General features: G+C 62.6%; 21 protein-coding genes and 1 pseudogene. 11 read left to right on the forward strand and 11 right to left on the reverse strand.

The features are described from left to right. Positions 1 to 353: 353 nt before the first annotated feature. Positions 354 to 2,768, reverse strand: a complete 2,415-nt coding sequence (locus QNH97_RS22980; protein ID WP_283554045.1) for a glucose/quinate/shikimate family membrane-bound PQQ-dependent dehydrogenase — start codon at positions 2,766 to 2,768, stop codon at positions 354 to 356. A 532-nt stretch (positions 2,769 to 3,300) separates the two neighbouring features. Here QNH97_RS22980 and QNH97_RS22985 point away from each other — a divergent pair. Beyond that, complete coding sequence (locus QNH97_RS22985) at positions 3,301 to 3,531, forward strand: VF530 family protein (protein WP_025215315.1); 231 nt, start codon at positions 3,301 to 3,303, stop codon at positions 3,529 to 3,531. Positions 3,532 to 3,534: 3 nt separating this feature from the next. Continuing rightward, positions 3,535 to 4,194, forward strand: a complete 660-nt coding sequence (locus tag QNH97_RS22990) for a Pr6Pr family membrane protein (RefSeq protein ID WP_283554046.1) — start codon at positions 3,535 to 3,537, stop codon at positions 4,192 to 4,194. A 156-nt stretch (positions 4,195 to 4,350) separates the two neighbouring features. Here the strand turns inward: QNH97_RS22990 and QNH97_RS22995 are convergent, their stop codons facing one another. Genes QNH97_RS22995 through QNH97_RS23005 form a run of 3 tightly spaced genes read right to left on the reverse strand, consistent with a single transcriptional unit; the run spans position 4,351 to position 5,697 of the window. Beyond that, positions 4,351 to 4,560 (reverse strand): DUF1289 domain-containing protein, encoded by a 210-nt coding sequence (locus tag QNH97_RS22995; protein ID WP_283554047.1) that lies wholly within the window; start codon positions 4,558 to 4,560, stop codon positions 4,351 to 4,353. After that, positions 4,557 to 5,081 (reverse strand): gamma carbonic anhydrase family protein, encoded by a 525-nt coding sequence (locus tag QNH97_RS23000; RefSeq protein ID WP_283554048.1) that lies wholly within the window; start codon positions 5,079 to 5,081, stop codon positions 4,557 to 4,559. Before QNH97_RS23000 ends, QNH97_RS22995 begins: the two co-directional genes overlap by 4 nt. A gap of 16 nt (positions 5,082 to 5,097) precedes the next feature. Then, positions 5,098 to 5,697, reverse strand: coding sequence for a CoA pyrophosphatase (locus tag QNH97_RS23005; protein ID WP_283554049.1), 600 nt, complete (start codon positions 5,695 to 5,697; stop codon positions 5,098 to 5,100). Positions 5,698 to 5,842: 145 nt separating this feature from the next. Between QNH97_RS23005 and QNH97_RS23010 the strand changes: the two genes are divergently transcribed. The 3 genes from QNH97_RS23010 (at position 5,843) to QNH97_RS23020 (ending at position 8,596) form a co-directional block, all read left to right on the forward strand. After that, positions 5,843 to 6,394 (forward strand): NUDIX hydrolase, encoded by a 552-nt coding sequence (locus QNH97_RS23010; protein ID WP_283554050.1) that lies wholly within the window; start codon positions 5,843 to 5,845, stop codon positions 6,392 to 6,394. Positions 6,395 to 6,433: 39 nt separating this feature from the next. Beyond that, the gene (locus QNH97_RS23015) at positions 6,434 to 6,940 is read left to right on the forward strand and encodes a L,D-transpeptidase family protein (RefSeq protein WP_283554051.1); all 507 of its coding nucleotides are present in this window, start codon (positions 6,434 to 6,436) and stop codon (positions 6,938 to 6,940) included. Between the two features lie 570 nt (positions 6,941 to 7,510). Then, on the forward strand, positions 7,511 to 8,596 hold the full coding sequence (locus tag QNH97_RS23020) for a scabin-related ADP-ribosyltransferase (RefSeq protein WP_283554052.1): 1,086 nt from the start codon (positions 7,511 to 7,513) through the stop codon (positions 8,594 to 8,596). 261 nt (positions 8,597 to 8,857) lie between these two features. Here QNH97_RS23020 and QNH97_RS23025 read toward each other — a convergent pair. After that, positions 8,858 to 9,046 (reverse strand): annotated as a pseudogene (locus QNH97_RS23025) (DUF6124 family protein); the annotation flags it as partial. Positions 9,047 to 9,656: 610 nt separating this feature from the next. Here QNH97_RS23025 and QNH97_RS23030 point away from each other — a divergent pair. From QNH97_RS23030 to nagE, 5 genes are read left to right on the forward strand one after another with little or no spacing between them, the layout of a single operon-like run. Continuing rightward, positions 9,657 to 10,388: a GntR family transcriptional regulator gene (locus tag QNH97_RS23030; RefSeq protein ID WP_092393602.1), complete on the forward strand. Its 732-nt coding sequence runs from the start codon at positions 9,657 to 9,659 to the stop codon at positions 10,386 to 10,388. A 17-nt stretch (positions 10,389 to 10,405) separates the two neighbouring features. Next, complete coding sequence (nagA, locus tag QNH97_RS23035; RefSeq protein ID WP_283554053.1) at positions 10,406 to 11,512, forward strand: N-acetylglucosamine-6-phosphate deacetylase; 1,107 nt, start codon at positions 10,406 to 10,408, stop codon at positions 11,510 to 11,512. Next, positions 11,493 to 12,515: an SIS domain-containing protein gene (locus tag QNH97_RS23040; protein WP_283554054.1), complete on the forward strand. Its 1,023-nt coding sequence runs from the start codon at positions 11,493 to 11,495 to the stop codon at positions 12,513 to 12,515. Before nagA ends, QNH97_RS23040 begins: the two co-directional genes overlap by 20 nt. A gap of 42 nt (positions 12,516 to 12,557) precedes the next feature. Next, entirely contained in the window at positions 12,558 to 15,071 is a 2,514-nt protein-coding gene (ptsP, locus tag QNH97_RS23045; protein ID WP_283554055.1) for a phosphoenolpyruvate--protein phosphotransferase, read from the forward strand. A 33-nt stretch (positions 15,072 to 15,104) separates the two neighbouring features. Next, positions 15,105 to 16,820 carry an N-acetylglucosamine-specific PTS transporter subunit IIBC gene (gene nagE / locus QNH97_RS23050; RefSeq protein ID WP_283554056.1) on the forward strand — a complete coding sequence of 572 codons (1,716 nt, stop codon included), beginning with the start codon at positions 15,105 to 15,107 and terminating at the stop codon, positions 16,818 to 16,820. 329 nt (positions 16,821 to 17,149) lie between these two features. Here nagE and QNH97_RS23055 read toward each other — a convergent pair whose 3' ends face one another. Further along, a complete protein-coding gene (locus QNH97_RS23055) occupies positions 17,150 to 17,461 on the reverse strand; it encodes a YqfO family protein (RefSeq protein WP_283554057.1) in 312 nt (103 codons plus the stop codon). A gap of 4 nt (positions 17,462 to 17,465) precedes the next feature. Further along, positions 17,466 to 21,362: a phosphoribosylformylglycinamidine synthase gene (gene purL, locus QNH97_RS23060; RefSeq protein WP_283554058.1), complete on the reverse strand. Its 3,897-nt coding sequence runs from the start codon at positions 21,360 to 21,362 to the stop codon at positions 17,466 to 17,468. A 288-nt stretch (positions 21,363 to 21,650) separates the two neighbouring features. Here purL and mltF point away from each other — a divergent pair, with 288 nt between their 5' ends. Continuing rightward, entirely contained in the window at positions 21,651 to 23,111 is a 1,461-nt protein-coding gene (mltF, locus tag QNH97_RS23065; RefSeq protein ID WP_283554059.1) for a membrane-bound lytic murein transglycosylase MltF, read from the forward strand. A 201-nt stretch (positions 23,112 to 23,312) separates the two neighbouring features. On the opposite strand, the gene pdxJ is transcribed toward mltF, so the two are convergent. From pdxJ to rnc, 4 genes are all read right to left on the reverse strand, one after another. Further along, a complete protein-coding gene (gene pdxJ / locus QNH97_RS23070; protein WP_123344402.1) occupies positions 23,313 to 24,056 on the reverse strand; it encodes a pyridoxine 5'-phosphate synthase in 744 nt (247 codons plus the stop codon). 49 nt (positions 24,057 to 24,105) lie between these two features. Then, a complete protein-coding gene (recO, locus tag QNH97_RS23075; protein WP_283554060.1) occupies positions 24,106 to 24,795 on the reverse strand; it encodes a DNA repair protein RecO in 690 nt (229 codons plus the stop codon). Between the two features lie 171 nt (positions 24,796 to 24,966). Then, entirely contained in the window at positions 24,967 to 25,869 is a 903-nt protein-coding gene (gene era, locus QNH97_RS23080) for a GTPase Era (RefSeq protein ID WP_283554061.1), read from the reverse strand. Further along, positions 25,862 to 26,551: a ribonuclease III gene (gene rnc, locus QNH97_RS23085; RefSeq protein WP_283554062.1), complete on the reverse strand. Its 690-nt coding sequence runs from the start codon at positions 26,549 to 26,551 to the stop codon at positions 25,862 to 25,864. Before rnc ends, era begins: the two co-directional genes overlap by 8 nt. Between the last annotated feature and the right edge of the window lie 110 nt (positions 26,552 to 26,661).

Below are 26,661 nucleotides of genomic sequence, written 5' to 3' on the forward strand. Positions count from 1 at the left end.
TGGCCTTTGAGAAGGACTGCTGCGCAGCCCAGCGGGAGCAAGCTCCCTCGCCACAAAGGCATTCCGGGCAGCCAGGAGATTTGCTCGAGACTGACCCTGATTCGAGGCACTCCCTTAGCCACGCCGTGCACCCATCCCGTGGCGAGGGAGCTTGCTCCCGCTGGGGCGCGCAGCGGCCCTGAAACCCGGCGACGCGGTGGGCCAGGTTGATTGAGTGGCCTTTGAGAGGGACTGCTGCGCAGCCCAGCGGGAGCAAGCTCCCTCGCCACAAAAGCTCAGAGGCCTGTGCTCACAAGCCATAAAAAAGGCGACACCCGCCAAGGTGTCGCCTTTTTCATGAGCGCCGGTTTTGCTTAATCCGGCAGTTTGTACGCGATCACATAGTCGCCCTGCTTGGTGCCCAGGGAACCATGGCCGCCGGCGACGACCAGTACGTATTGCTTGCCGTCCTTGCCGGTGTAGGTCATCGGCGTGGTCTGGGCGCCGGCTGGCAGGCGGCCTTCCCACAGTTGCTTGCCGTTTTTCACGTCGTAGGCACGCAGGTACTGGTCAAGGGTACCGCTGATGAACGCCAGGCCGCTGGCGGTGGTGAACGGGCCACCCAGGCTCGGCACACCCATGCTCAGCGGGATCGGGACCGGCGAGCTGTCACGCACGGTGCCGTTCTTGTGCTTCCACAGGGTCTTGTTGGTGGTCAGGTCCACAGCGGCGACATAACCCCAGGCCGGTGCCTGGCAGGGCAGGCCCATGGGCGAGAGCAACGCTTCGAGGATCACACCATACGGTGCGCCCTTGTTCGGCTGCACACCTTCGGTTTCGCTCTTGCGACCCGGACCACCGGCCACTTCCGCCGCCGGTACCAGTTTCGACTTGAACGCCATGTAGCTCGGGTTGACGAAGGCGATCTGACGCACCGGATCAACCGAAATGCCGCCCCAGTCGAACACGCCGAAATTACCTGGGTACACGATCGAGCCTTGCAGCGACGGCGGCGTGAACATGCCGTCATAGCGCAACGACTTGAAGTCGATCCGGCACAGCATCTGGTCGAATGGCGTCACGCCCCACATGTCGCGTTCCTTGAGGACCGGCGGCACGAAGTTCAGGTCGGACATCGGTTGGGTCGGCGAAGTGTGATCGCCTTCCACCGCGCCTTGCGGCACCGGGATTTCCTTGATCGGCACGATGGGCTGGCCATTGCTGCGGTCCAGCACGTAGATGCTGCCCTGCTTGGTCGAGGCCAGTACCGCCGGTTTCACGCCATCAGCGGTTTTCATGTCCATCAGGGTCGGTTGGCCGCCGACGTCCATGTCCCACAGGTCGTGGTGAGTGAACTGGAAGTACCAGCGTACCTTACCGGTGGCGATGTCCAGCGCCGTCAGGCCAGCGGCGTATTTTTCCGATTCCGGCGTACGGAAGCCACCAAACTGGTCAGGGGTCTGGTTGCCCATCGGCAGGTAGAGCATGCCGAGTTTTTCATCGACGCTGAACATCGACCACATGTTCGGTGAGTTGCGGGTGTAGGTCTGGCCTTCGGCAATCGGCGTGGTGTCGTCCGGGTTGCCGCTGTCCCAGTTCCACACCAGCTTGCCGGTGTGCACGTCGTAGGCGCGGATCACACCGCTTGGTTCGTCGGTGGAGACGTTATCGGTGACGTGGCCGCCGATCACCACCAGGTTCTGGGTGACCGCCGGTGGCGAAGTGGAGTAGTAACCCCCGGCCGTGAAGCCGCCAATGTTGGCGGTCAGGTCGACCTGGCCTTTATCGCCGAAGTCTTCACACATCTTGCCGGTGTCGGCGTTGAGGGCGATCAGACGGGTGTCGGCGGTGGGCAGGAAGATACGGCGCGGGCAGACGGTGCTGGCGGGCGTGGTGCTGGCCGCGCCCGTCGGGCTCTGTTCGGCCGAGGCGTACACCGCATCATCGTGGTAAGTCACGCCACGGCAGGTCATGTGCGCCCAACCCTTGAAGTTTTCCGCTTTTTGCGTGGAAAGCTTCGGATCGAAACGCCAGATTTCCTTGCCGGTTTCAGGCTCCAAGGCAATCACCTGGCTGTGGGGCGTGCACACGTAGAGCATGCCGTTGACCTTCAGCGGGGTGTTTTCAGCGGTGGTCTCGCCGGGATCGTTCGGCCCAGGCAGGTCGCCGGTGCGGAACGTCCAGGCTTCCTTCAGGTTGCTGACGTTTTGCGGGGTGATCTGCGCCAGCGGCGAGTAACGATCGCCATGGGCACTGCGGCCGTAGGAGTTCCAGTCGCCATCCGGCATGGCCGGTGCGGTGTTGGTCATGCCCGGCACGGCGTCGCGGTCCAGTTGCCCCTTGATTTCACCCGGGTTGGTGAACTGGCTGGCGAGGGCGGCGACACCTGCGATGACCACGGCGGCGCCCAATGCGCGGGTTCCCGTGGCCGGGGCATCGGCGCTCAACAGCGGACGGCGGAACCACGGCAGCAACAGGACGATGCCCAGGGCGAACAACATCGCCAGGCGCGGCACCAATTGCCACCAATCCAGGCCCACTTCCCACAACGCCCACACGGTGCTAGCGAACAGCACCAGGGCATACAGGCCCAGGGCCGCACGACGGGCCATGATCAGCAGCACGCCGGTCAGCGCCAGGCCGATACCGGCCAGCAGGTAATACCACGAGCCGCCAAGCGTGCTCAGCTTGACTCCCCCGGCCAACAGGGCCAGGCCCATCAATAGAAGCAGAATGCCGAGCAGGCTCGGGAGCAGACGGCTTCGACTCAAAGCACCCTCAGTGCTCATAGTGTGATTCTCCGTGAGGTTTTAAGGAGTCCCGCGCAAGTAGTCACTTTAGATGACGATCTTGAGGGGGCATGGTTCAGTTGAAAAAGGCAAATTCGGTTGACGCGGTCCCTGTGGGAGCGAGCTTGCTCGCGATGGCGGCGTGTCAGCCGACTTCAATGCTGGTTGTGCAATCGCTATCGCGAGCAAGCTCGCTCCCACAGAAATCGGCTCGTCACGCCGAGCGGGACAGCGCTGTCTTTCAGAGTCTGAACATCGAGCATAGTGGAAGCGTTCTTGGGTCTGGATACGGGAATGAGCTGAACGCAGAGGCTTTGCCACGGCAGAAGAAGCGTTTCAGCAGGCGGCGCAAGGATAATGTCCTGTCACTCATAGAGAAAGCGCTTTTGTTGACATGGATCATTTCGGTTTTGGTAACAGTGTGCCCGGCACGATCCTGGTCTTGAGACGAAACGATCAGGCTATGCTTCCACCACACGGGCACCTCGGCTAAGGTGCGCGGCTTTACACCCTCTTCGCGCAAAGGCCTGCCATGAACGAACCGAACAACAACCCGCTGCACGGCGTGACGCTGGAGCAGATTCTCAACGCCCTGGTGCAGCATTACGAATGGTCGGGCCTGGCCGAGCGCATCGATATCCGTTGTTTCAAGAGCGACCCGAGCATCAAGTCGAGCCTGACCTTCCTGCGCAAGACACCGTGGGCGCGGGAGAAAGTCGAGCGCCTGTATATCAAGTTGATGCGCACCAAGCGGCCGGACTGAGCCATGGGCATGCCTATCGCTCGGCGTCCCGCGCGGCTCGTGGCGGTGGCGGCATTGCTCGGCTGGACGGGATTGAGCATCCAGTTGTACCTGATTCTGCTGGGCCGCTGGGAACTGGGCGCGAGCTTGCTGGGCGGGCTGGTGAACTTCTGCAGTTTCTTCACGGTGTTGACCAACACGCTGGTGGCGGTGGTGCTGACCTGGGAACTCACCCCTGGCGAATCCGCGGCCCGGCGCTGGTTCCTGCAGCCCAGCGTACGCAGCGGCATCGCCGCGAGCATCGCGTTGGTCAGCCTGGCCTACAACCTGCTACTGCGGCACCTGTGGCAACCCGAAGGCTGGCAGTTCGTGGCCGACGAGTTGCTGCACGACGTGATGCCGTTGCTGTACCTCGTCTATTGGTGGCTGCATGTGCCCAAAGGCACTTTGCGCCTGGGCCACATCGGGCTTTGGGTGATCTACCCCTTGGTGTATTTCGCCTGGCTCCTGCTGCGTGGGGAATTACTGGCGGCTTACCCCTACCCTTTTATTGATGTGGCGACCCTGGGTTATCCACAGGTGTTCATCAATGCCGGGGGGATACTGGCGGGGTTTGTCGGGATTGCGCTGGGGGTGGTGGGGGTGGATCGGTGGTTGGGGCGGCGGTCGGCTAAAGCCTTGTGAGATGCCTTTGTGGCGAGGGAGCTTGCTCCCGCTGGGCTGCGCAGCAGACCCCTGGGATCTGCCAGACGCACCGAGTTGCCAGAGTGTTATTGGGGCTGCTTCGCAGCCCTGCGGGAGCAAGCTCCCTCGCCACAGGGGGGTGTACACAAATAGATATCAAGGCCGCGCCGGCAACATCCACATCAACCCACTGGCCTTGGCCCGCTCATCACACAACGCCAAGACGCTGCGGCGCTCTTCGTTGTCCATCCGGCTCCAACGGGTGATCTCCGCCACGCTGCGCTGGCAGCCGGTGCAGATATCATCATCGTCCAGCGCGCAGATGTTCACGCAGGGCGACGGGACCGGGCGTTCGGGCGTGGTCATGGCTCTTGCTCGGCCAGGTCGCGGGCGTAGCGCTGTGAGTTGTGCACATAGTGCGCCGCGCTGGCCTCGAGCATGTTCTTCTGGGCTTCAGTCAATTCCCGCACGACCTTGCCAGGCGAGCCCATCACCAGGGATCCGTCGGGAATCTCTTTGTTTTCGCCGATCAGCGAATTGGCGCCGATGATGCAGTGCTTGCCGATCTTCGCGCCGTTGAGGATCACCGCGTTGATGCCGATGAGGCTGTAGTCGTCCACTGTGCAGCCGTGGAGCATGGCGTTATGGCCGATGGTCACGCCGGTGCCGATGGTCAGCGGGAAGCCCATGTCGGTGTGCATCACCGTGCCGTCCTGCACATTGCTGTTCTTGCCGATCAGGATCAATTCGTTGTCGCCGCGCAGCACGGCGTTGAACCAGACATTGGCGCCCTCTTCAAGGCGGACCTTGCCCACCAGCGTGGCATTGGGCGCGACCCAGCTTTGTGGGTGGGTTTCGACACGGGCATCGCCCAGGCGGTATTTCATGAGGATCCTCGGGGCGTCAGGTATTGATGAAACTCTTGGGCGGTTTGTGCAGGTCGATGCCAGCGTCGAACATCAGGTTGACCAGTTCGACGATCATGATCGCCGTCAACCCCCAGATCTTGTATTCGCCAAAGCGATAGCTGGGCACGTACCAACTGTGGCCCTGGTAATCGATGCGGTGCGTGTGTTCGCGCGGGTCCTTGCGGAAAAACTCCAGCGGCACGCTGAACACCGCGGCGATCTCGGCATCGTTGGCCAGGTACTCGACGTAATCCGGGATCACCCCGACATACGGCGTGACCTTGATGCCATGCAACGAAATCAGTGGGCTGAGGGGACCGATCACTTCCACCAGGCCGGGGGGCAGACCGATTTCTTCCTCGGCTTCGCGCAGGGCAGTGAAGATCAGGTCCGGGTCTTCCGGGTCGCGACGCCCGCCGGGGAATGCCACTTCGCCGCCATGGGTCGACAGGCCGCTGGCGCGCAGGGTCAGGACCAGTTCCGGTTCGTCACTGCGGGTAATCGGCACCAGCACCGCCGCTTCAGGAAAACGTCGGTCGGTCTCCAGGGTTCGCGGGGTATGGTTGCTTACTCGATGCAGTAGCTCGTCCAGCATGAGACTTCTCGATTTATTCGCTACCTTGCATCATGCACCAATCATGCAAGCGGCCCAACCCCCGCACCGCGTCGTGTCGCGAAACGACAACTTGCCGACCCCGCCCTCGCACGCCAAGATAGGCGCAGCCTTCAGGAATCCAAGCATGAAATTCTGCAGCCAGTGCGGTAACCCAGTGATCCAGCGCATACCCGAGGGCGACTCGCGCCTGCGCTTTGTGTGCGACACCTGCCACACCATCCATTACCAGAACCCCAACATCGTGGCCGGTTGCGTACCGACCTGGGGCAGCAAAGTCTTGTTGTGCCGGCGAGCCATCGAGCCAAGGCGTGGTTACTGGACGCTGCCGGCGGGGTTCATGGAGAACGGCGAAACGGTCGAACAGGCGGCCGTGCGCGAAACCGCCGAAGAAGCCTGCGCCCGGGTGCGAAATTTAAGCATCTATACGCTGATCGACGTACCGCACATCAGCCAAGTGCATGTATTCTTCCGCGCCGAACTGGTGGACGAGGATTTCGCCGCTGGGCCCGAGAGCCTGGAAGTGAAACTGTTCGACGAAGCGGACATTCCTTGGGATGAACTGGCTTTCCGCACGGTGGGCCGTACCCTGGAATATTTCTACGCGGACCGACGAGCCGAGGATTACCCGGTGCGATCCGAATCGATTCCGCCACTGGCTCAGCCTGCCAATACATAAAAACCAATATAGCCGCGACACTCTAGGGATATCGTTTCAATGCGCTGGTTGCTTGTCTTGTTCTGCTTGTCGTTCACCGCTGTGTCCCAGGCTTCTGCGCTGGGAACCTACAACGGCAAGACCATCGAAAAAGTGTTGGTGCTCAAGTCCGCCCATCAATTGCAATTGATCAACGACGGCAAGCCGCTCAAGACCTATCGCATTTCCCTGGGCAAGGGCGCCAAGAAAGGCCCCAAGCTGATCGAAGGCGACAAGCGCACACCCGAGGGTTTCTACTGGATCGACTGGCGCAAGACCAGCGACCGCTTCTACCTGTCGATGCACATTTCCTACCCCAACATCAGCGACTCCGCCCGCGCCCGCCGCGAAGGCGTGGAACCGGGGGGCATGATCATGATCCACGGCACCCCGGATACGGAAGAAAACCCTGAACAGTTGTTCCATACCTTGGACTGGACTGATGGCTGTATTGCCATGCGCAACGTGGATATGCGCGAGGTTTGGAACCTGGTGCCGGATGGCACCATGATCGAGATTCGCCCGTAGCCCCTCGCCACAAAGGCTTTCTGACCCGGCATCAAATCTTCGTTGCCTGACCTGGCCTCATCGCGAGCAAGCTCGCTCCCACAGGGGCGGGTGTCGATCCCAAGTTTTATGCACAGCACCAAACTACTGTGGGAGCGAGCTTGCTCGCGATGAGGCCGGCACTTAATGCATCAAGTCCGAAGCCCTGCCCTGCTCAACATGTTGGATCCCCAGATGCGTCTGACAGACCACTATCTCTGTGGCGAGGGAGCTTGCTCCCGCTGGGCTGCGCAGCAGACCCAAGGCAGGCAACTCAATTTGCCTGATACACCGCGCTGTCAGGTTTTGGGGGCGCTTCGCAGCCCAGCGGGAGCAAGCTCCCTCGCCACAGGGGACGGTGTCGGTTTCACATCTTGCTACAAGCCCCGGAAGCGGAACGCAACCGCCTCACCAACTTTGATCTACCCTCAGAACTGATGCGGTGGCGCGACGCCCCGCAGAATTCATAGTGAGACGTGTCACGTCGAAGCATAGGCAGTCATGACGTATGTGATTCGACAGGGCTTCACCGTTCCAGATGGACATCAAATCATGACAACTCATAACAGTTTTATACGGACGACCGCGGTTGCGGTGGTGGTGTTGGCGGGTGTGTGGCAGTCGGGGGCCGATGCGTGGGGGGCCGGGGCGCCTGCGGAGGGTAAAGAGGAGCCGTGGTATCGAGCCTGGCTTCAGGTTACGGCGGATCCGAGCGTACCGATTCGCAATACTAAGCCATTCTTGCAGTGGCGCACCGACATGGACGCGCTCTATCGCGGCGACACCACCGGTCAGGGCCTCGAGGCCTTCAGGGACGGTATCTTGCCCAAAGCCATAGGCTTTCCCGTGATCGATTGGATGTATGACTGGTGGGACCACGGGGCTGGAGTAGGAAAATCGATCTATAGCAGTACAACCCGTGATCAGGCTATCGCTCAGAGTTTCGCCCAGGAATGGGTATACGAGATCAAAGCCCCCCATGGCATCGATCAGGATAAATCGGGAGGGGCAGTCAGTGAGCAGGAAATCAGTTTCCCTGGGGGAATCAAGCGTCAGTTCGTCAAGCAGGCGTGCAAGAAGGAGAATCTCTCCGATTGCGCCGCGAACCCGAACTACCGCGAACCGACCGGCCAGGAAAGCCCATCTGAAGTTGCGGCCGTGACCATTGACTGGAGTCGGATAGCCCCCCCGGAAGGCATGCCATGGGTAAACACCAAAGACTCTCTATGGGCAGTCAGTTCTCCGATCGCCAACCCCGTACAGGGAGCGGATGCGCTTGCTAACGGATTACGAGGCAGGAACTCTATGGCTCCCAATTTGAGGCTGGGGACCTCCCCGGAAGGCAATATCTACACGAACTCGGCTGTTATAGCCTTCTATGAATACAATGACGCCAGGGTCTGGGCGATCACGGAAGCACAGAACGGCGGCTGGGTGTATGAAGTCAGGCCCAACACCCCAGCGGTGGATCTCGCACGGCCAAATTTCGGCGGACGTAACGGCGCTGTCGCCTTCATCGGCGGCATCAAAGGCGGACTATTGATGAACGCCCGCCGTTTCGAGAAAGGCGTGAGCCAACCGGTCGAGTGCATCGGCATCGAAAAAGAAGCGTGCCGGCTCGAGAACCTCCACCAATAGTTTTCAAGGAATGAATCCCCTCGCCACAAAACACCATCCCCCGTGGCGAGGGAGCTTGCTCCCGTTGGGCTGCGCAGCAGACCCAAGGCAGGCAACCCCAATTTGCCTGACACACCGCGCTGTCAGGTTTTGGGGCCGCTTCGCGCCCCAGCGGGAGCAAGCTCCCTCGCCACAAGGTTTGGTGTCGATTGGTATATTTGTGACCGACACAAATCCACTGTGGGAGCGAGCTTGCTCGCGATGAGGCTGGCCCTTATTGCATCAAGTCCGAAGCTCTACCCGATCCAAAGCCTTGTTCGCCAACAAAGCCCCCAACTCAATCATCTGCACCACCCCCAATGCCACATGCCGCCGCGAGCCGTCCAGGTCGAAGGCAAGGTCGCTGAGCATTGCGTTGGCTGACGCCAGGGTTTCGCTGAGGTTGGCTAACAGGGCTTCGGTATCGACACTGTATCTAATGGAGCCCAGGACAAAACGTCCGGGCTTGTTGCCCTGTGATTTTTCGGACGGTCAAACCCGGTCGCTGAATTGGCAGCGACACCCAAAGGCTAGAGCCCCCACTTCCGAGGGACAACCTTAAAAACCTGTCGGAAACTTCGGTGCGCCTGACAAACCGCAAATCTCTGTGGCGAGGGAGCTTGCTCCCGCTGGGCTGCGCAGCAGACCCAAGGCAGCCAGACTCGATTTGCCTGATACACCGCGTTGTCGGGTTTTGGGGCCGCTTCGCGCCCCAGCGGGAGCAAGCTCCCTCGCCACAACAGCTCGTTAGCCTTAGTAGCTCGAACGACCGCTGGTCAGCGTCGAAAAATAAAATCAAAAAATCGCAACGTCAGAAATTGCCTACAGATGAATACCAGTTAATCCAGTAGGTGTTGTCGCAGCTGAAGATCTTTGCCTTCGAATTCCCATCCTCTAATACCACTTCAATCCCACCCCACCAAACCCCTCCTAAAATACCTCTAAATCCAGGGCAAGCACCGTTGACATGGTATTCAAGTGGTATTAGCTTCCACCTCACTTACCGGGCGACAACAACTCAACAACCGCATCGGACACCCACATGAACGACATCCTGGCCCTGCGCCCCGACGACACTCAACCCACGCCGCTGTACCTGCAGCTGGCGCGCAATCTGGAGACGGCGATTCATGCCGGCCAGTGGAAAGCCGAGCAGGCGATGCCGTCCGAGCGCAGCTTGAGCGAGCAACTGGGCATTTCCCGGGTCACTGCGCGCAAGGCGTTGGAGGTGTTGTTCGAACAAGGGCTGATCCGCCGCAACCAGGGTTCCGGGACGTTCATCACTCCGCGCCTGGAACAACCGCTGTCACGCCTCAGCGGCTTCAGCGAGATGCTGCGGCTCAAGGGTTTCGTGCCTGGCTCCCAATGGCTGGAGCGGGACATCACCCCGCCGACCCACGAAGAATTGATCCGCCTGGGCCTGTCACCCACCGACAAAGTCGCGCGGCTCAAGCGCCTGCGCAAAGCCGATGACACGGTCATGGCCATCGAGATGAGCACCCTGCCCGCCTCGATCATTCCCAAGCCACAGGCAGTGGGCGATTCGCTCTACGCATTTCTCGACAGCATCGGCAAGCCGGTGGTGCGCGCCCTGCAACACATCCAGGCGATCAACGCCTCGGACGAGTTCGCCGCCCTGGTGGGCATCGCCCCCGGCACCGCGATGTTGCTGATGACCCGGGTCGGCTACCTGGAAGACAACACCCCCATCGAAGTCACCGACACCTATTGCCGCAACGACTACTACGACTTTGTCGCAGAGCTGCGGCGCTAGACGACCAGAGAGTCCCCATGTCCGAAGACAATATCCTCACCGCCAATGGCTGGGTTCGCGGCCGCCTGATCCATAGGCACGGCAAAGTCGTGTCCATCGAAGGCCAGCCGTGCGATCCGACCCGCAATGACTTGCCCTACCTGCTGCCCGGTTTCATCGACTTGCACGTCCACGGCGGTGGCGGCAAGGACATCATGCAAGGCGCCTCGGCATTCGAAACCATCACCCGCACCCACGTGCGTTTCGGCACCACCGCGCTGCTGGCCACGACCATGACCGCGCCCAGTGAAGAGATCGCCAGCGTGCTGCAGGCCCTCGGTGAGTTCTGTGAGCAACGCCCGAACGGCAGCGCCCGGGTCCTGGGTGTGCACTTGGAAGGCCCTTACATCAACCCCGGCAAACTCGGCGCCCAACCGAATTTCGCCCACACCGCGCTGATGGCCGAGGTGGAGAGCTATCTGGCCCTGGCGCCGATCCGAGTGATTACCATCGCCCCGGAAATCGCCGGTCACGATGCCTTGATCCGCGCCCTCAGTGCCAAGGGCGTGCGCATGCAGATCGGCCATACCTTGGGCAGCTACGAAGAAGGCGTCGCGGCGTTGGCCGCCGGGGCCAGCAGTTTCACCCATTTGTATAACGCCATGAGCCCGCTGCATCACCGTGAACCGGGCATCGTCGGCGCGGCGCTGGCCCACGCCCAGTACGCCGAACTGATCCCGGACTTGCTCCACGTGCACCCCGGCGCCATGCGCGTGGCCTTGCGCTCGATTCCGTGCCTGTACTGCGTCACCGATTCCACCGCCGCCGCCGGCATGCCCGACGGTGAATACAAGCTGGGCAGCCACACCGTGACCAAGTGTCTGGGCGGTGTGCGTCTGGCCGATGGCACGCTGGCCGGCAGCACCCTGACCATGGACCAGGCCCTGCGCAACCTGGTGAAAATCGGTCTGCCCATCGCCGAAGCCTCCCAGCGCCTGTCGCAATTTCCCGCCGATTACCTCGGCCTGCCCGAGCGTGGCCGCTTGCAGCCGGGCGCCTGGGCCGACTGCGTGCGCCTTGACCGTTCCCTGACCCTGACCGACGTGATGGTCGAAGGAGAAGCCATTGACTTCAAAAATGCTTGAAGAGGCCCTGGCCTCGTGGGAAGCCGTCGAGCGCCAGTTGCAGCAACTGGACCCGGCCCTTGGGGAAATCGCCGGACGCCTGCGCCGTCAGCCGCCGCAAGTGGCGATGACCGTCGCCCGCGGCAGCTCCGACCACGCCGCCAGCTACTTCGCCTACCTCACCATGCAGCAACTGGGCATCCCGGTGGCCTCGTTGCCGATGTCGGTGGTGACCATGCAACAGGCGCCGCTGAAGGTCAGCGGCCAGGTGGCATTTGCGTTCTCCCAATCGGGACAGAGCCCGGACCTGGTGAACAGCCTGCGCCTGCTGCGCAAACGTGGCGCCTTGAGCGTAGCCCTGGTCAACGCCACCGATTCCCCTCTGGAGGCGGCGTGTGAATTCAGCGTGCCGCTGTGCGCCGGCGTCGAAAGCAGCGTCGCCGCCACCAAGAGTTTCATCGCCACCCTCAGCGCCAGTGCGCGGCTGGTGGCGCACTGGAAGGACGACGCCGAGTTGCTCGATGCCGGCAGCGCCCTGCCCGAAGGTTTGCGCGAGGCCGCCCGCCAGGATTGGCGCGCCGCCGTCGAAGCCCTGCGCGACTGCCAGCGGTTGATGGTGATCGGCCGCGGCGCCGGGTTCGCCATCGCCCAGGAAGCGGCGCTCAAGTTCAAGGAGACCTCGGCGATCCAGGCCGAAGCCTTCAGCAGCGCCGAGGTTCGTCATGGGCCGATGGCGCTGATCAATGAAAACTACCCGCTGCTGGTGTTCGCCCCGCGCGGTGCCGAACAGGCCGGCGTGCTGAGCTTGGCGGCGGACATGCGCCAGCGCGGCGCCCGGGTGTTGCTGGCGGCGCCGGATGACATCGCCGAACGCGACCTGACGCTGACCCGCGCCGAACACCCGTCCCTGGACCCGATCCTGGCGATCCAGAGCTTTTATGGGATGGCCGCAAGCCTGGCCGTGGCCCGAGGTTTGGACCCGGATCAACCACGGCATCTGAGCAAGGTCACCCGTACGCACTGAACCGACGGTTGTCTTTTATAGAGAGTCTGATGAGAGCGCCCCATGCCCAACAACAATAAAGAGCTGACCCTCAGCGCCCCGCTCAGCGGCCCGGTGCTCACCCTCGCCAATGTCCCGGACGCGGTGTTCGCCAGCGGCGCCATGGGCGACGGGATCGCCATCGACCCGCTGAACGACACCCTCTACGCACCCTGCGACGGTGAAGTGATTCACGTCGCCCGCACCGGCCATGCCGTGACCCTGCGGGCCGACAACGGCGCCGAACTGTTGCTGCACCTGGGCCTGGACACGGTCGAACTGCAAGGCGACGGGTTTTCCATGCTGGTCAAGGAAGGCGCGCGGGTCAGCAACGGCCAGCCGCTGCTGCGGTATGACGTGGACAAAGTGGCCCTGCGCTGCAAGAGCCTGGTCAGCCTGGTGGTCATCACCAATGGCGAGCACTTCCAGGCGCGGCCCATCACCCTCAAGGGGGTGAAGGTCGGCGAACCGCTGCTGCATATCCTCGCCAAGGCCCCTGGCGAAACTCGCCACGCTGACCAGGACATCGGCAGCGAAGTCTTCGGCCAGGTCCGCATCGCCCATCGCGGCGGCCTGCACGCCCGGCCGGCGGCGCTGATTCGTCAGACCGCCCAGGGTTTCAAGAGCCGCTCGCAGCTGCACTTCCAAGGCAAGTCGGCGTCCTGCGACAGCGTGATGGGGATGATGGGCCTGGCCATTACCGAACAGGCGCAAGTGCACGTCAGTTGTCGAGGCAGCGATGCCGAGGCGGCCCTGCAAGCTTTGCTGGCGATCTTATCCACAGCCTTGGCCGAAGAAGCCCATGCCGTCGCACCCGTAATCAAAGCGCAACGCCGTAGCGCCGAAGAGGGTGTGCTGCACGGCGTATGTGCCGCCCCCGGCCTGGTGACCGGGCCGCTGGTTCGGTTGAATGGCATTCAGTTGCCCCAGGACCCTGGCGGCCATGATGTCGAAGAGCAGCGACAACGCTTGGACAGCGCCTTGTCCCAGGTCAGTGGCGAAATCCACCTCACCCTTGAAAACGCCAAGACCCGACGCCACCGCGACGAAGAAGCGATCTTCAGCGCTCATCTGGCCCTGCTGGAAGACCCAGTGTTGCTGGACGCCGCCCACCTCTTTATCGAACAAGGCAGCGCCGCGACCCACGCCTGGAGCCGCGCCATCGACGGGCAATGCCAGGTGCTGCAGCAGCTGGGCAGCACGCTGCTGGCCGAGCGCGCCAACGATTTACGCGATCTGCGCCAACGGGTCCTGCGGGCGTTGCTGGGCGAGGCCTGGCAATTCGACGTGGCGGCGGGCGCCATCGTCGCCGCCGAGGAACTGACCCCGTCGGATCTGCTGCAACTCAGCGCCCAAGGCGTGGCCGGCGTGTGCATGGCCGAGGGCGGCGCAACCTCCCACGTGGCGATCCTGGCCCGAGGCAAAGGCTTGCCGTGCCTGGTGGCGCTGGGTGAAACACTGCTTGCCCAGGCGCCGGGGCAAGTGGTGGTGCTGGACGCCGATGGCGGCCGCCTCGAACTCACGCCCACGGCCGAGCGCCTGGCCCAGGTGCATCAGGAACAAGTCCGCCAAACCGGCCGACGCGCCGAGCAACAAACCCTCGCCCACACACCGGCCCGCACCATCGATGGCGTAACCGTGGAAGTGGCGGCCAACGTTGCCTCCAGCGCCGATGCAGCCCAGGCCTTGGCAAATGGTGCCGACGGCGTTGGTTTGTTGCGCACGGAATTTCTCTTCGTCGACCGTCACACCGCCCCTGACGAAGAGGAACAACGCCAGGCCTATCAAGCCGTGCTCGAGGCCATGGGCGACAAGCCGGTGATCATCCGTACCATCGACGTCGGCGGCGACAAGCATCTGGATTACCTGCCCCTGCCGAGCGAAGCCAACCCGGTGCTCGGCCTGCGCGGCATTCGTCTGGCCCAGGTGCGGCCGGAGCTGCTGGACCAGCAACTGCGGGCCTTGCTGCAAAGCCGTCCCTTGAGCCGCTGCCGGATCCTGTTGCCGATGGTTACTGAGGTCGACGAGCTGCTGCACATCCGCCAACGCCTCGATGCCCTCGCCACGGAAATGGGCTTGAGCGAACGCCCGCAACTGGGGGTGATGATCGAAGTGCCCGCCGCCGCGTTGCTGGCCGAACAGTTGGCCGAGCACGCGGACTTCCTGTCCATCGGCACCAACGACCTGTCGCAATACACCCTGGCCATGGACCGCGACCACGCCGGCCTCGCCGCCCGGGTCGATGCCCTGCACCCGGCGCTGCTGCGGCTGATCGCCCAGACCTGTACCGGCGCGGCGAAGTACGGCCGTTGGGTTGGCGTGTGCGGCGCCCTGGCCTCCGATCCACTGGCTACGCCGGTGCTGATCGGGCTGGGGGTACGCGAGTTATCGGTCAGCCCGCCGCAGATCGGCGCAATCAAGGACCGCGTGCGTCACCTCGACGCCGCCCAGTGCGCTCGCCTCAGCGGCGAACTGTTGAACCTGGGCAGTGCCGCCGCCGTGCGCCAGGCCTGTCGTCAACACTGGCCCCTGGGCTGAGCCACCTCGAAGAACAATAAAGGGAGAGACGCCATGTACCAGCATTTCATCGAAGGGCTGCAACGCCTTGGCCGGGCACTGATGCTGCCCATCGCGATCCTGCCCATCGCCGGCCTGTTGCTGCGCCTGGGCGACACCGATCTTTTGAACATCGCCATCATCCACGATGCCGGCCAGGCAATTTTTGCCAACCTGCCGCTGATCTTCTCCATCGGCATCGCCGTGGGCTTCGCCCGGGACAACAACGGTACGGCGGGGTTGGCCGGGGCCATCGGTTATCTGGTGATGATCGCCACCCTGAAGGTGCTCGATGCCAGCATCAACATGGGCATGCTCGCCGGGATTATCAGTGGCCTGCTGGCCGGTGCGCTGTACAACCGTTTCAAGGACATCAAGCTGCCGGAATACCTGGCGTTCTTTGGTGGGCGGCGCTTCGTGCCGATTGTCACCGGCTTCAGCGCGGTGGGCCTGGGGGTGGTGTTCGGCCTGATCTGGCCGCCGATCCAGCAGGGCATCAACAGTTTTGGTGCCTTGCTGATGGAAAGCGGCAGTTTCGGTGCCTTCGTGTTCGGCGTGTTCAACCGGCTGCTGATCGTCACCGGCCTGCACCACATCCTCAATAACATGGCCTGGTTCATCTTCGGCAGCTTCACCGATCCGCAAACCGGCGCGGTGGTCACCGGCGACCTGACCCGCTACTTTGCCGGCGACCCGAATGGCGGCCAGTTCATGACCGGTATGTTCCCGGTGATGCTCTTCGGCCTGCCCGCCGCGTGCCTGGCGATGTACCGCAATGCCCTGCCCCAGCGGCGCAAAGTCATGGGTGGGATTCTGTTGTCCATGGCGCTGACTTCGTTCCTCACGGGCGTTACCGAACCGATTGAGTTCGCCTTCATGTTCCTCGCGCCGCTGCTATTTCTATTGCATGCCTTGCTCACCGGGCTGTCGATGGCGATCACCGATTGGCTGAACATCCGCCTGGGCTTTACCTTCTCCGGCGGCTTCATCGACATGGTGCTCGGTTGGGGCAAGTCGAATAACGGCTGGCTGGTGGTGCCGGTGGGACTGGTCTATGCGGTGATCTATTACACAGTGTTCGACTTCTGCATCCGCCGCTTCGACCTGAAAACCCCTGGGCGTGAAGAAGTGCCGGCGGGCGACAAACCGGTCATCGCCCAGAACCAACGGGCCGGGGCCTACATCGAAGCACTCGGCGGTGCCGACAACCTGATCACCGTCGGCGCCTGCACCACGCGGTTGCGGTTGGACATGGTGGATCGCAACAAGGCGTCCGATGCGCAACTCAAGGCCCTGGGCGCCATGGCCGTGGTGCGCCCCGGCAATGGCGGGAGTTTGCAGGTGGTGGTGGGGCCGATGGCCGACAGCATCGCCGATGAAATCCGCCTGGCACTGCCCTCCTCCGACCGCCCTGCCGCTGCGCCCGTGGCCACGGTGGTTGAACCGGCCACAGCGACCAGCGTGTCCGAGGTTGAAGCGCAACAGTGGCTGGATGCGCTGGGTGGCGGTGGCAATGTGTTGCAGCTCGATTGCGTGGCGATGAGCCGGTTGCGGGTGCGCCTGGCCGATGGCAAAAGACTGTCGGAAAGCGGGCTCAAGGCGCTGGGATGCCAGGGGGTCAGCTCGTTGGAGGGGGGTGTCTGGCACCTGTTGCTCGGGGAAAAAGCGCCGGGGTTGTGGCAGGTGTTGGAGGGGGTGGTGGTGAGCCGTCAGGTGGATGTGAAGGCCTGAGTTTTCGTTGCCTGATAGTCCGCTATCGCGAGCAAGCTCGCTCCCACAGTGGATTTGTGTTGTTCACGAAACCTGTGTTCCACACCACTCTCCCCGGAAGAACACAGTCCCCGTGGCGAGGGAGCTTGCTCCCGCTGGGGCGCGAAGCGGCCCCCCTGGATCTGCCAGACACACCGAGTTGCCAGAATGGTATTGGGGCTGCTGCGCAGCCCAGCGGGAGCAAGCTCCCTCGCCACGGGGGGTTGTGTAAATAGATGGATTGGCTTTATCCCGCCCAATAAAAAACCGCTGATTCAATCAGCGGTTTTTTATTTTCAACGGGCGGAAGATCAAAAATCCTCCAACCGCCACACTTCATAAGCCGGCGTTTCGTAGGGATGGCTCTGTTTCAACGCCTCCACTACCCCACGAATCAGCTCATCGGCAACGACAAGCTCCACTTTCCATTCCTCGACCTGCTCGACCTGCCCCGCCTCGCCAATGAACGGCTGGCTGCCGTCCAACGGGCGAAACTGGCCCAGGCCCAGGACTTGCCAGGCGCAGTGCTCATAGTCGCCGATTCGCCCGCCACCGGCAGCGAATACGGCGCTTTTGACCACGTCCACATGGCTGGCCGGGACGAAGAAGCAGAGCTTGTACACCGCCTCAGTTCACCCAGACGCGGGCGTTGCGGAACATGCGCATCCATGGCGCGTCTTCGTTCCAGTCGTCCGAACGCCACGAGTTCTGCACCGCGCGGAATACGCGCTCGGGGTGCGGCATCATGATCGTGACGCGGCCGTCGCGGCTAGTCAGGCCGGTGATCCCGCGCGGCGAGCCGTTCGGGTTGGCCGGGTAGGTCTCGGTGACTTTGCCGTGGTTGTCGACAAACCGCAGCGACACGCAACCGGACAGGTCGGCTTCGAGCAGGGCTTCTTCGCTTTCGAATTCGGCATGGCCTTCGCCGTGGGCGATGGCAATCGGCATGCGCGAACCGGCCATGCCCTGCAGGAAGATCGAGTTCGACTCCTGCACCTGGACCATCGCCACGCGCGCTTCGAACTGCTCGGAACGGTTGCGCACGAAGTGCGGCCAGAACTCGCTGCCCGGGATCAGTTCGTGCAGGTTGGACATCATCTGGCAACCGTTGCACACGCCGAGGGTGAAGCTGTCGGTGCGCTCGAAGAAGCCTTGGAACGCGTCGCGGGCGCGGCTGTTGAACAGCGCCGACTTGGCCCAGCCTTCACCGGCACCCAGCACGTCGCCGTAGGAGAAACCGCCACAGGCAACCATGCCCTTGAAGTCGTTCAGGTCGACACGACCAGCCAGGATGTCGCTCATGTGCACGTCGATCGCGCTGAAGCCGGCGCGGTCGAACGCCGCCGCCATTTCCACCTGACCGTTGACGCCCTGCTCGCGCAGGACCGCCACTTGTGGGCGAATGCCTTTCTTGATGTAGGGCGCGGCTACGTCGTGGTTGACGTCGTAGCTCAGCTTGGCGCTCAGGCCCGGGTTGTCTTCTTCCAGCAGCGCGTCGAATTCCTGCTCGGCGCACTCCACGTTATCCCGCAGGCGCTGGATCTGGTAACTGGTTTCAGCCCATTGGCGCTGCAACAGGCGGCGCTGGCCTTCGAAGACGGTGTCGCCATTGAAGGTGATGTTGATGTGGGCATTGTTGATCGGCTGGCCGATCACCGAGACGCAGTCGGCCAGGCCGGCCGCGCTGAACTGGGCGAGGATGTCCGGGGTGGCGTCCTGGCGAACCTGGATCACCGCACCCAACTCTTCGTTGAACAGGATGGCCGGGATTTCAGCCGTGGATTCGGCAACGCTGTCGAGGGTCAGGCTCAGGCCGCAGTGACCGGCGAAGGCCATTTCCACCACGGTGGTCAGCAGGCCGCCATCGGAACGGTCGTGGTACGCCAGCAGGTGACCGTCGGCGTTGAGGCCCTGGATCACAGCGAAGAACGCTTTCAGGTCTTCGGCATCATCGACATCCGGCGCTTGCGAGCCGAGCTTGCCGTGCACCTGGGCCAGGATCGAGGCGCCCATGCGGTTCTGGCCACGGCCCAGGTCGATCAGGATCAGGTCGGTGGTGCCCTTGTCCATGCGCAGTTGCGGGGTCAGGGTCTGGCGGATGTCGGTGACTGGAGCAAAACCGGTCACGATCAGCGACAGCGGCGAGGTCACGCTCTTGTCCACGCCTTCGTCGTTCCAGCGCGTGGCCATGGACATGGAGTCCTTGCCCACCGGAATGGTGATACCCAGCTCCGGGCACAGCTCCATGCCGACGGCCTTGACGGTGTCGTACAAGCGGGCGTCTTCACCCGGGTGACCGGCGGCGGACATCCAGTTGGCCGACAGCTTGATGTCGGAAATCTTGCCGATGCGCGAGGCCGCGATGTTGGTCAGGGTCTCGCCGATCGCCATGCGGCCGGACGCCGGGGCGTCCAGCAGCGCCAGCGGCGTGCGCTCGCCCATGGCCATGGCTTCGCCGGTGTAGACGTCGAAGCTGGTGGCGGTCACGGCCACGTCAGCCACCGGCACTTGCCACGGGCCGACCATCTGGTCACGGGCCACAAGACCGGTGATGGTGCGGTCGCCGATGGTGATCAGGAAGCTTTTGCTTGCCACGGCCGGGTGATGCAGGACGCGCTCGATGGAGTCGGCGATGTCGAGGGTGGACGGATCGAAATCATCGCCCAGCTCGGCTTCACGAACCGCCGAACGGTGCATGCGCGGGGCCTTGCCCAGCAGTACTTCCAGCGGCATGTCCACCGGGCTGTTGCCAAAGTGGCTGTCGGTGACGGTCAGTTGCGGCTCGGCGGTGGCTTCGCCGACCACGGCGAACGGGCAGCGCTCGCGTTCGCAAATGGCCTGGAAACGCTCGAAGTCGGCCGGGCCGACCGCCAGGACGTAACGCTCCTGGGATTCGTTGCTCCAGATTTCGTGCGGGGCCATGCCTGGCTCGTCGTTCGGAATGTTGCGCAGTTCGAAGCGGCCACCGCGGCCACCGTCGTTGACCAGCTCCGGGAAGGCGTTGGACAGGCCGCCCGCGCCGACGTCGTGGATGAAGCTGATGGGGTTGTGTTCACCCAACTGCCAGCAACGGTCGATGACTTCCTGGCAACGGCGTTCCATTTCCGGGTTTTCCCGCTGGACCGAAGCGAAGTCCAGGTCCGCCGAGCTGGTGCCGGTGGCCATAGAGGAGGCAGCGCCACCGCCCAGGCCGATCAGCATGGCCGGGCCACCGAGGACGATCAGCTTGGAGCCGACCAGGATCTCGCCTTTCTGCACATGGTCGGCGCGGATGTTGCCCATGCCGCCAGCGAGCATGATCGGCTTGTGGTAACCGCGAACTTCCTCACCGCGAGGGGTGGTGATGGACTGTTCGAAGGTACGGAAGTAACCGGTCAGGGCCGGACGGCCGAATTCGTTGTTGAACGCCGCGCCCCCCAGGGGGCCTTCGATCATGATGTCCAAAGCGGTGACGATGCGCTCAGGCTTGCCGTAAGGCTTTTCCCACGGCTGTTCGAAGCCCGGGATCTGCAGGTTCGACACGGTAAAGCCAGTCAGGCCTGCCTTGGGCTTGGCGCCGCGACCGGTAGCACCTTCGTCGCGGATCTCGCCACCGGAACCGGTGGACGCACCCGGGAACGGGGCGATGGCGGTCGGGTGGTTGTGGGTCTCGACCTTCATGAGGATGTGCACCGGCTCCTGGACCGCACCGTACTGGCGGGTCTCAGGGTTCGGGTAAAAACGACCGGCAACGTTGCCGACGATTACCGCGGCGTTGTCCTTGTAGGCCGAAAGAACACCTTCGTTGTGCATCTGGTAGGTGTTCTTGATCATGCCGAACAGGCTTTTTTCCTGGCTCTGACCGTCAATGTCCCAACTGGCGTTGAAGATCTTGTGGCGGCAGTGCTCGGAGTTGGCCTGGGCGAACATCATCAATTCGATGTCGTGAGGGTTGCGCTTCAAACCCTGGAAGGCGGTGACCAGGTAATCGATCTCGTCTTCGGCCAGGGCCAGGCCCAGTTCGGCGTTGGCTTTTTCCAGCGCGGCACGGCCGCCGCCCAGTACGTCAATGGCGGTCAGTGGCTTGGGTTCGGCATGGCTGAACAGGCCGGCGGCCTGCTCCAGGTTGCCCAGCACGACCTGGGTCATGCGGTCGTGCAAGCCGTCGGCGATCAGTTGGGCCTCGGCCTCGCTGAACTGACCGGCGACATAAAAGGCAATGCCACGCTCCAGGCGCTGGATTTTCGCCAGGCCGCAGTTGCGGGCGATGTCGCTGGCCTTGCTCGACCACGGCGAAATGGTGCCGAAACGCGGCAGCACCAGGAACAGACGACCGGTCGGCTCCTGGACGGGAACACTGGGACCGTACTTCAGAAGGCGCGCGAGCACCTGCTGTTCGTCGCCGGTCAAACCGCCGGTGACTTCGGCGAAGTGAGCGAATTCAGCATACAAGCCACTGACAGCCGGGACCTTCTGGCTCAGTTGCTCAAGGAGTTTGCTGTGGCGAAAGGCAGAAAGGGCAGGAGCGCCGCGCAGGATCAACATCTTCGGGACAGCCTCGGGAAGGGGGTGTGCTTTGAGGCCGTGCATTCTAGCCTAAACCGCTGGCGACGGCACCCGAAACGGCACGTGCGGTGCTGGCCGAATGTCGGTCTTTGCGCCAACGAGCCTATCGGGGGCTCATTCCTGTGTTCATGGTGAGATATTTTTCATCGGTACAACACCCGCCGCACGCCGGCCCGCCTGTGTTGTGGACATGTTTTGCAACGGCTAGCAGACTGGCCTTTTGCTGTCGAGATATGGCGGCAGGGGCCGTTTGCGTATACTGCGCAGATGTTTTCCCCAACGGCTTTGCGTCCGCGGTACGCCAAATGGCTGATCGCAACCGGACTCTTCCTGGTGCTCGGTGGTTGTGTTGAGAAGCCCAACACACTGGAGCGCGTAAAGGAGGATGGCGTGCTGCGGGTGGTCACCCGAAACAGCCCTGCCACCTACTTTGAGGATCGCAACGGTGAAACCGGCTTCGAATACGAGCTGGTGAAGCGCTTCGCCGAGGATTTGGGGGTGGAGCTGAAAATCGAGACCGCCGACAACCTCGACGACCTGTTCAGCCAGATCGGCAAGCCCAACGGCCCGGTATTGGCGGCTGCCGGCCTGGTCAGCAGCGAGCAGCGCAAGAAACAGGTGCGGTTTTCCCACGCTTACCTGGAAGTCACCCCGCAAGTCATCTACCGCAACGGCCAGTCACGCCCCACCGACGCGGCAGCCCTGGCCGGCAAGAAGATCATGGTGCTCAAGGGCAGCACCCACGCTGAACAGCTGGCGCAGCTGAAACAGCAGTATCCTGGCATTGAATACGAAGAATCCGACGCGGTTGAAGTGGTCGACCTGCTGCGCATGGTCGACGAGGGACAGATTGACTTGACCCTGGTCGACTCCAACGAAGTGGCGATGAACCAAGTGTACTTCCCCAACGTGCGCGTGGCTTTCGACCTGGGCGACACCCGCAGCCAGAGCTGGGCCGTGGGCCCCGGTGAAGACAACAGCCTGCTCAACGAAATCAACAGCTACCTCGACAAGGTCCAGAAGAACGGCACGCTACAACGCCTCAAAGACCGTTATTACGGGCACGTCGATGTCCTCGGCTACATGGGCGCCACCACCTTCGCCCAGCATTTGCAGCAACGGCTGCCCAAATACGAACAACACTTCAAGGCCTACGCCAAGAAAGAGAAGGTCGACTGGCGCCTGCTGGCCGCAATCGGCTATCAGGAATCGCTGTGGCAACCGGCGGTGACGTCCAAGACCGGCGTACGCGGCCTGATGATGCTGACCCAGAACACCGCCCAGGCCATGGGCGTATCCAATCGCCTGGATCCGAAACAGAGCATCATGGGCGGCGCCAAGTACCTGGCCTACATAAAGGAACAACTGGACGAGAGCATCGAGGAGCCGGACCGCACCTGGTTCGCCCTCGCCGCCTACAACGTGGGCAGCGGCCACTTGGACGACGCCCGCAAACTGGCAGCCAAGGAAGGGCTGAACCCGAACAAGTGGCTGGACGTGAAGAAAATCCTGCCGCGCCTGTCCCAGAAACAGTGGTACAGCAAGACCCGCTACGGCTACGCCCGGGGCGGCGAACCGGTGCATTTCGTGGCGAACATCCGTCGCTACTACGACATCCTGACCTGGGTCACGCAGCCGCAGCTCGAAGGGGACCAGGTGGCCGAGGGCAACCTGCACGTGCCGGGTGTCGACAAGAGCAAGCCGAACCAGGAAACACCGCCGCTCTGATGGCTGTGCACAAACCTGATGCAGTGATGAACCTGTGGCGAGGGAGCTTGCTCCCGCTGGGGCGCGAAGCGGCCCCAAGATTTTGCGGTTGCTACGCAACCGAGCGGGAGCAAGCTCCCTCGCCACAATGGATCAGGCAAGCCTTAAAACTGAATCAGGCAAGCCTTAAGTGAGCAGCCACATTGGGTCTTATGGCTGCGGTCAGGACTTCGCGGCAGCCAGAATCAGCGCCTTCATCTCCGCCACCGCCGACTTGAACCCGACGAACAACGCATGGGCTACCAGTGCGTGGCCGATGTTCAGTTCGTTGATACCCTTGATCGCCGCGACGGCTTCGACGTTATGGTAGTGCAGGCCATGACCGGCGTTGACGATCAGGCCCTGGGCCAGGCCGAAGGCGACGCCATCGGCCACTCGTTGCAACTCATCGGCCACGTCCGTGGGCGTTTCGGCATCGGCGTAACGGCCGGTGTGCAATTCGATGGCCGGCGCGCCGACACGCTTGGCGGCTGCGATCTGCCGCTCGTCGGCGTCGATGAACAGCGACACTTCAGCGCCGGTTTTTGATAGCCGCTCCACCGCCAGGCTGATCCGCGCCTCCTGCCCTGCCACGTCCAGACCGCCTTCGGTGGTCAATTCCTGACGTGTCTCGGGCACCAGGCAAATGTGCGCCGGGCGAATGTGCTCGGCGAACGCCATCATTTCTTCGGTCACGCCCATTTCGAAGTTCATGCGGGTTTGCAGCACATCCTTGAGCAGCAGCACGTCGCGCTCCTGGATGTGGCGACGGTCTTCACGCAAATGCACGGTGATGCCGTCGGCGCCCGCCTCTTCGGCGTCCAGTGCGGCCTTGACCGGATCCGGGTAGCGCGTACCGCGGGCCTGGCGCAGGGTGGCAACATGGTCGATGTTCACGCCGAGAAGAATGCGATTGCTGGTGCTCACGAAAAGACTCCTGAATGGACAAATAGTCGGCCCACAGCATACGGGTTGCTCAGGGCTTGCGAAACAGCTCGCGGCTGACCAGCGGTCGACCACCCAGATGAACCGCCAGGGCTTGGCGCATCAGGCGCTTGGCTGCCGACAGCGCGCCCGGCGCACTCCAGTCGGCCTCGGCCATGGCCAGCAGTTCGGCGCCGTTGAACAACCCGGGTTGCAGCAGGTAGACCTGCTCCAGGCCGGCATCCACCTGCAAGCGGTACAGACCGTCTGCCGCGATGGGCTCGCCGTGCAGGTCAGTGTTCAGGGCGAAACCGTAGCCGAGGTCATCCAGCAGTCGCCATTCGAATGAACGCAGCAGCGGCTCCAGCGGACGGCCTTCGGCCAGGGCCGACAGCGTGGCGGCGTAGTGATCGAAGACGGCGGGATGGGGATCTTCGGCGGGCAGCAGGCGGATCAGCAACTCATTGAGGTACAAGCCGCTGAACAGCGCCTCGCCGTTGAGCCAGGTCGCCACGCCGTTGCTTTCCATGCGCCCGACGTTCTTCAACTCGCCCCGACCGCGGAACTCGATTTCCAGCGGCACGAACGGCCGCGCCAGCGTCCCGGCCTTGCCCCGCGCGCCGCGCAACACCGCCCGCAGCCGACCTTGTGGCGTGAGGAAATCCACCAGGGCGCTGCTTTCGCGGTAGGCGCGTGAGTGCAGGACGTAGGCGGGTTGGGCGATGGGTTGGGTGGGGGACATGGGAATCGCAGTTCTCAATGAGCGAGCACAGTTTATGAACAGCCCCAAACCAATGTGGGAGCGAGCTTGCTCGCGATGGCGGACTGTCAGTCAACATCTATGTTGAATATCAGGTCCTCATCGCGAGCAAGCTCGCTCCCACAATGGTTCTCGGTAGATCCGGTTATGCGATCAGAGGTCGCCGTAACCCAACGAACGCAACGCCCGCTCGTCATCGGACCAGCCGCCCTTCACCTTGACCCACAGGTTGAGCATGATCTTGGAGTCGAACAGCAGCTCCATGTCCTTGCGCGCCTCGGTGCCGATGCGCTTGATGCGCTCGCCCTTGTCACCAATGATGATTTTCTTCTGGCCGTCACGTTCGACGAGGATCAAGGCATGGATGTGCAGGGTCTTGCCCTGCTGCTTGAATTCTTCGATTTCCACCGTGATCTGGTACGGCAGCTCGGCGCCCATCTGGCGCATGATTTTCTCGCGCACCAGTTCCGCGGCGAGGAAACGGCTGCTGCGGTCGGTGATCTGGTCTTCGGGGAAGAAGTGATCATTTTCCGGCAGGTGTCCGGCAATCACCCGCTCCAGCGCTTCGAGGTTGTGACCATGCTGGGCGGAGATCGGCATGATCTGGGCGTTCGGCAACTGTTCCTGCAACCAGGACAGGTGCGGCATCAGTTCTGCCTTGTCTTCGATGCGGTCGGTCTTGTTCAGTGCCACGATCAGCGGGCCGGTGACGTACTGGACGCGCTCGAGGACCATCTGGTCTTCGTCGGTCCACTTGGTGCGATCGACCACGAAGATCACCACGTCGACGTCTTTCAACGCCGCCGAAGCGGTCTTGTTCATGTAGCGGTTCAGGGCCTTTTCGCCGCCCTTGTGCATGCCCGGGGTGTCGACGTAGATCGCCTGGACGGCGCCTTCGGTCTTGATGCCCAGCATGTTGTGGCGAGTGGTCTGGGGCTTGCGCGAGGTGATCGCCAGCTTCTGGCCCAGGATGTGATTCAGCAGCGTGGACTTGCCCACGTTCGGCCGGCCGACAATGGCGACATAGCCGCAGCGGGTGACGGTTGTATCAGTCATTGCCATTCTCCACGCCCAAGGCAATCAGTGCTGCGGCGGCCGCTACCTGTTCGGCAATACGACGACTCACACCCTGGCCCCGGCTTTTCTCATTCAATAAGACCACTTCGCATTCGACGAAGAAGGTTCGGCAATGCGGCTCGCCCTGGATATCCACGACTTCGTAGCGTGGCAGATCGCAACTGCGTGATTGCAGGAATTCCTGCAAACGGGTTTTCGGATCCTTGTTGGTGTCCACCAGCGTCAGGCTGTCGATCTCGGAGGTCAACCAGGCCAGCACGCGCTCGCGCGCCATCTCCATGCCGGCGTCCAGGTAGATCGCGCCAATCAAGGCTTCCAGGGCGTCGGCCAGAATCGACTCGCGCCGGAAACCGCCGCTCTTCAATTCACCGGAGCCCAGGCGCAGGTATTCGCCCAAATCGAAACCACGGGCCAATACAGCCAGGGTCTCACCTTTTACCAATCGCGCGCGCAGACGCGACAACTGGCCTTCGCGGGCCAACGGGAAACGCTCGAACAGCGCCTCGCCGGCCACGAAGTTGAGGATGGCATCACCGAGGAATTCCAGGCGTTCGTTGTTGCGCCCGGCAAAACTGCGGTGAGTGAGGGCCAGGACCATCAGTTCCTGGTCCTTGAAGGTGTAGCCGAGCTGACGCTCGAGACGGCTAAGAGAAACGCTCACGGTTTACCCACGCTGAGTTCGTGGCTGGTTTCCACTGCCACGGCGGCTAGGCGCCGGTGGCTTGGGACAATTAACGCTGTGTTCAAAAATGACGTCCTGACTATCGTTGG

It is taken from the genome of Pseudomonas sp. G2-4 (assembly GCF_030064125.1).
Classification (GTDB): Bacteria; Pseudomonadota; Gammaproteobacteria; order Pseudomonadales; family Pseudomonadaceae; genus Aquipseudomonas.

What these genes read in the sequence shown, in the direction of transcription:
- QNH97_RS22980 (WP_283554045.1), bottom strand. Translation starts at nt 2,768, where the DNA reads ATGAGCACTGAGGGTGCTTTGAGTCGAAGCCGTCTGCTCCCGAGCCTG.
- QNH97_RS22985 (WP_025215315.1), top strand. Translation starts at nt 3,301, where the DNA reads ATGAACGAACCGAACAACAACCCGCTGCACGGCGTGACGCTGGAGCAG.
- QNH97_RS22990 (WP_283554046.1), top strand. Translation starts at nt 3,535, where the DNA reads ATGGGCATGCCTATCGCTCGGCGTCCCGCGCGGCTCGTGGCGGTGGCG.
- QNH97_RS22995 (WP_283554047.1), bottom strand. Translation starts at nt 4,560, where the DNA reads ATGACCACGCCCGAACGCCCGGTCCCGTCGCCCTGCGTGAACATCTGC.
- QNH97_RS23000 (WP_283554048.1), bottom strand. Translation starts at nt 5,081, where the DNA reads ATGAAATACCGCCTGGGCGATGCCCGTGTCGAAACCCACCCACAAAGC.
- QNH97_RS23005 (WP_283554049.1), bottom strand. Translation starts at nt 5,697, where the DNA reads ATGCTGGACGAGCTACTGCATCGAGTAAGCAACCATACCCCGCGAACC.
- QNH97_RS23010 (WP_283554050.1), top strand. Translation starts at nt 5,843, where the DNA reads ATGAAATTCTGCAGCCAGTGCGGTAACCCAGTGATCCAGCGCATACCC.
- QNH97_RS23015 (WP_283554051.1), top strand. Translation starts at nt 6,434, where the DNA reads ATGCGCTGGTTGCTTGTCTTGTTCTGCTTGTCGTTCACCGCTGTGTCC.
- QNH97_RS23020 (WP_283554052.1), top strand. Translation starts at nt 7,511, where the DNA reads ATGACAACTCATAACAGTTTTATACGGACGACCGCGGTTGCGGTGGTG.
- QNH97_RS23030 (WP_092393602.1), top strand. Translation starts at nt 9,657, where the DNA reads ATGAACGACATCCTGGCCCTGCGCCCCGACGACACTCAACCCACGCCG.
- nagA (WP_283554053.1), top strand. Translation starts at nt 10,406, where the DNA reads ATGTCCGAAGACAATATCCTCACCGCCAATGGCTGGGTTCGCGGCCGC.
- ptsP (WP_283554055.1), top strand. Translation starts at nt 12,558, where the DNA reads ATGCCCAACAACAATAAAGAGCTGACCCTCAGCGCCCCGCTCAGCGGC.
- nagE (WP_283554056.1), top strand. Translation starts at nt 15,105, where the DNA reads ATGTACCAGCATTTCATCGAAGGGCTGCAACGCCTTGGCCGGGCACTG.
- purL (WP_283554058.1), bottom strand. Translation starts at nt 21,362, where the DNA reads ATGTTGATCCTGCGCGGCGCTCCTGCCCTTTCTGCCTTTCGCCACAGC.
- mltF (WP_283554059.1), top strand. Translation starts at nt 21,651, where the DNA reads ATGTTTTCCCCAACGGCTTTGCGTCCGCGGTACGCCAAATGGCTGATC.
- recO (WP_283554060.1), bottom strand. Translation starts at nt 24,795, where the DNA reads ATGTCCCCCACCCAACCCATCGCCCAACCCGCCTACGTCCTGCACTCA.
- era (WP_283554061.1), bottom strand. Translation starts at nt 25,869, where the DNA reads ATGACTGATACAACCGTCACCCGCTGCGGCTATGTCGCCATTGTCGGC.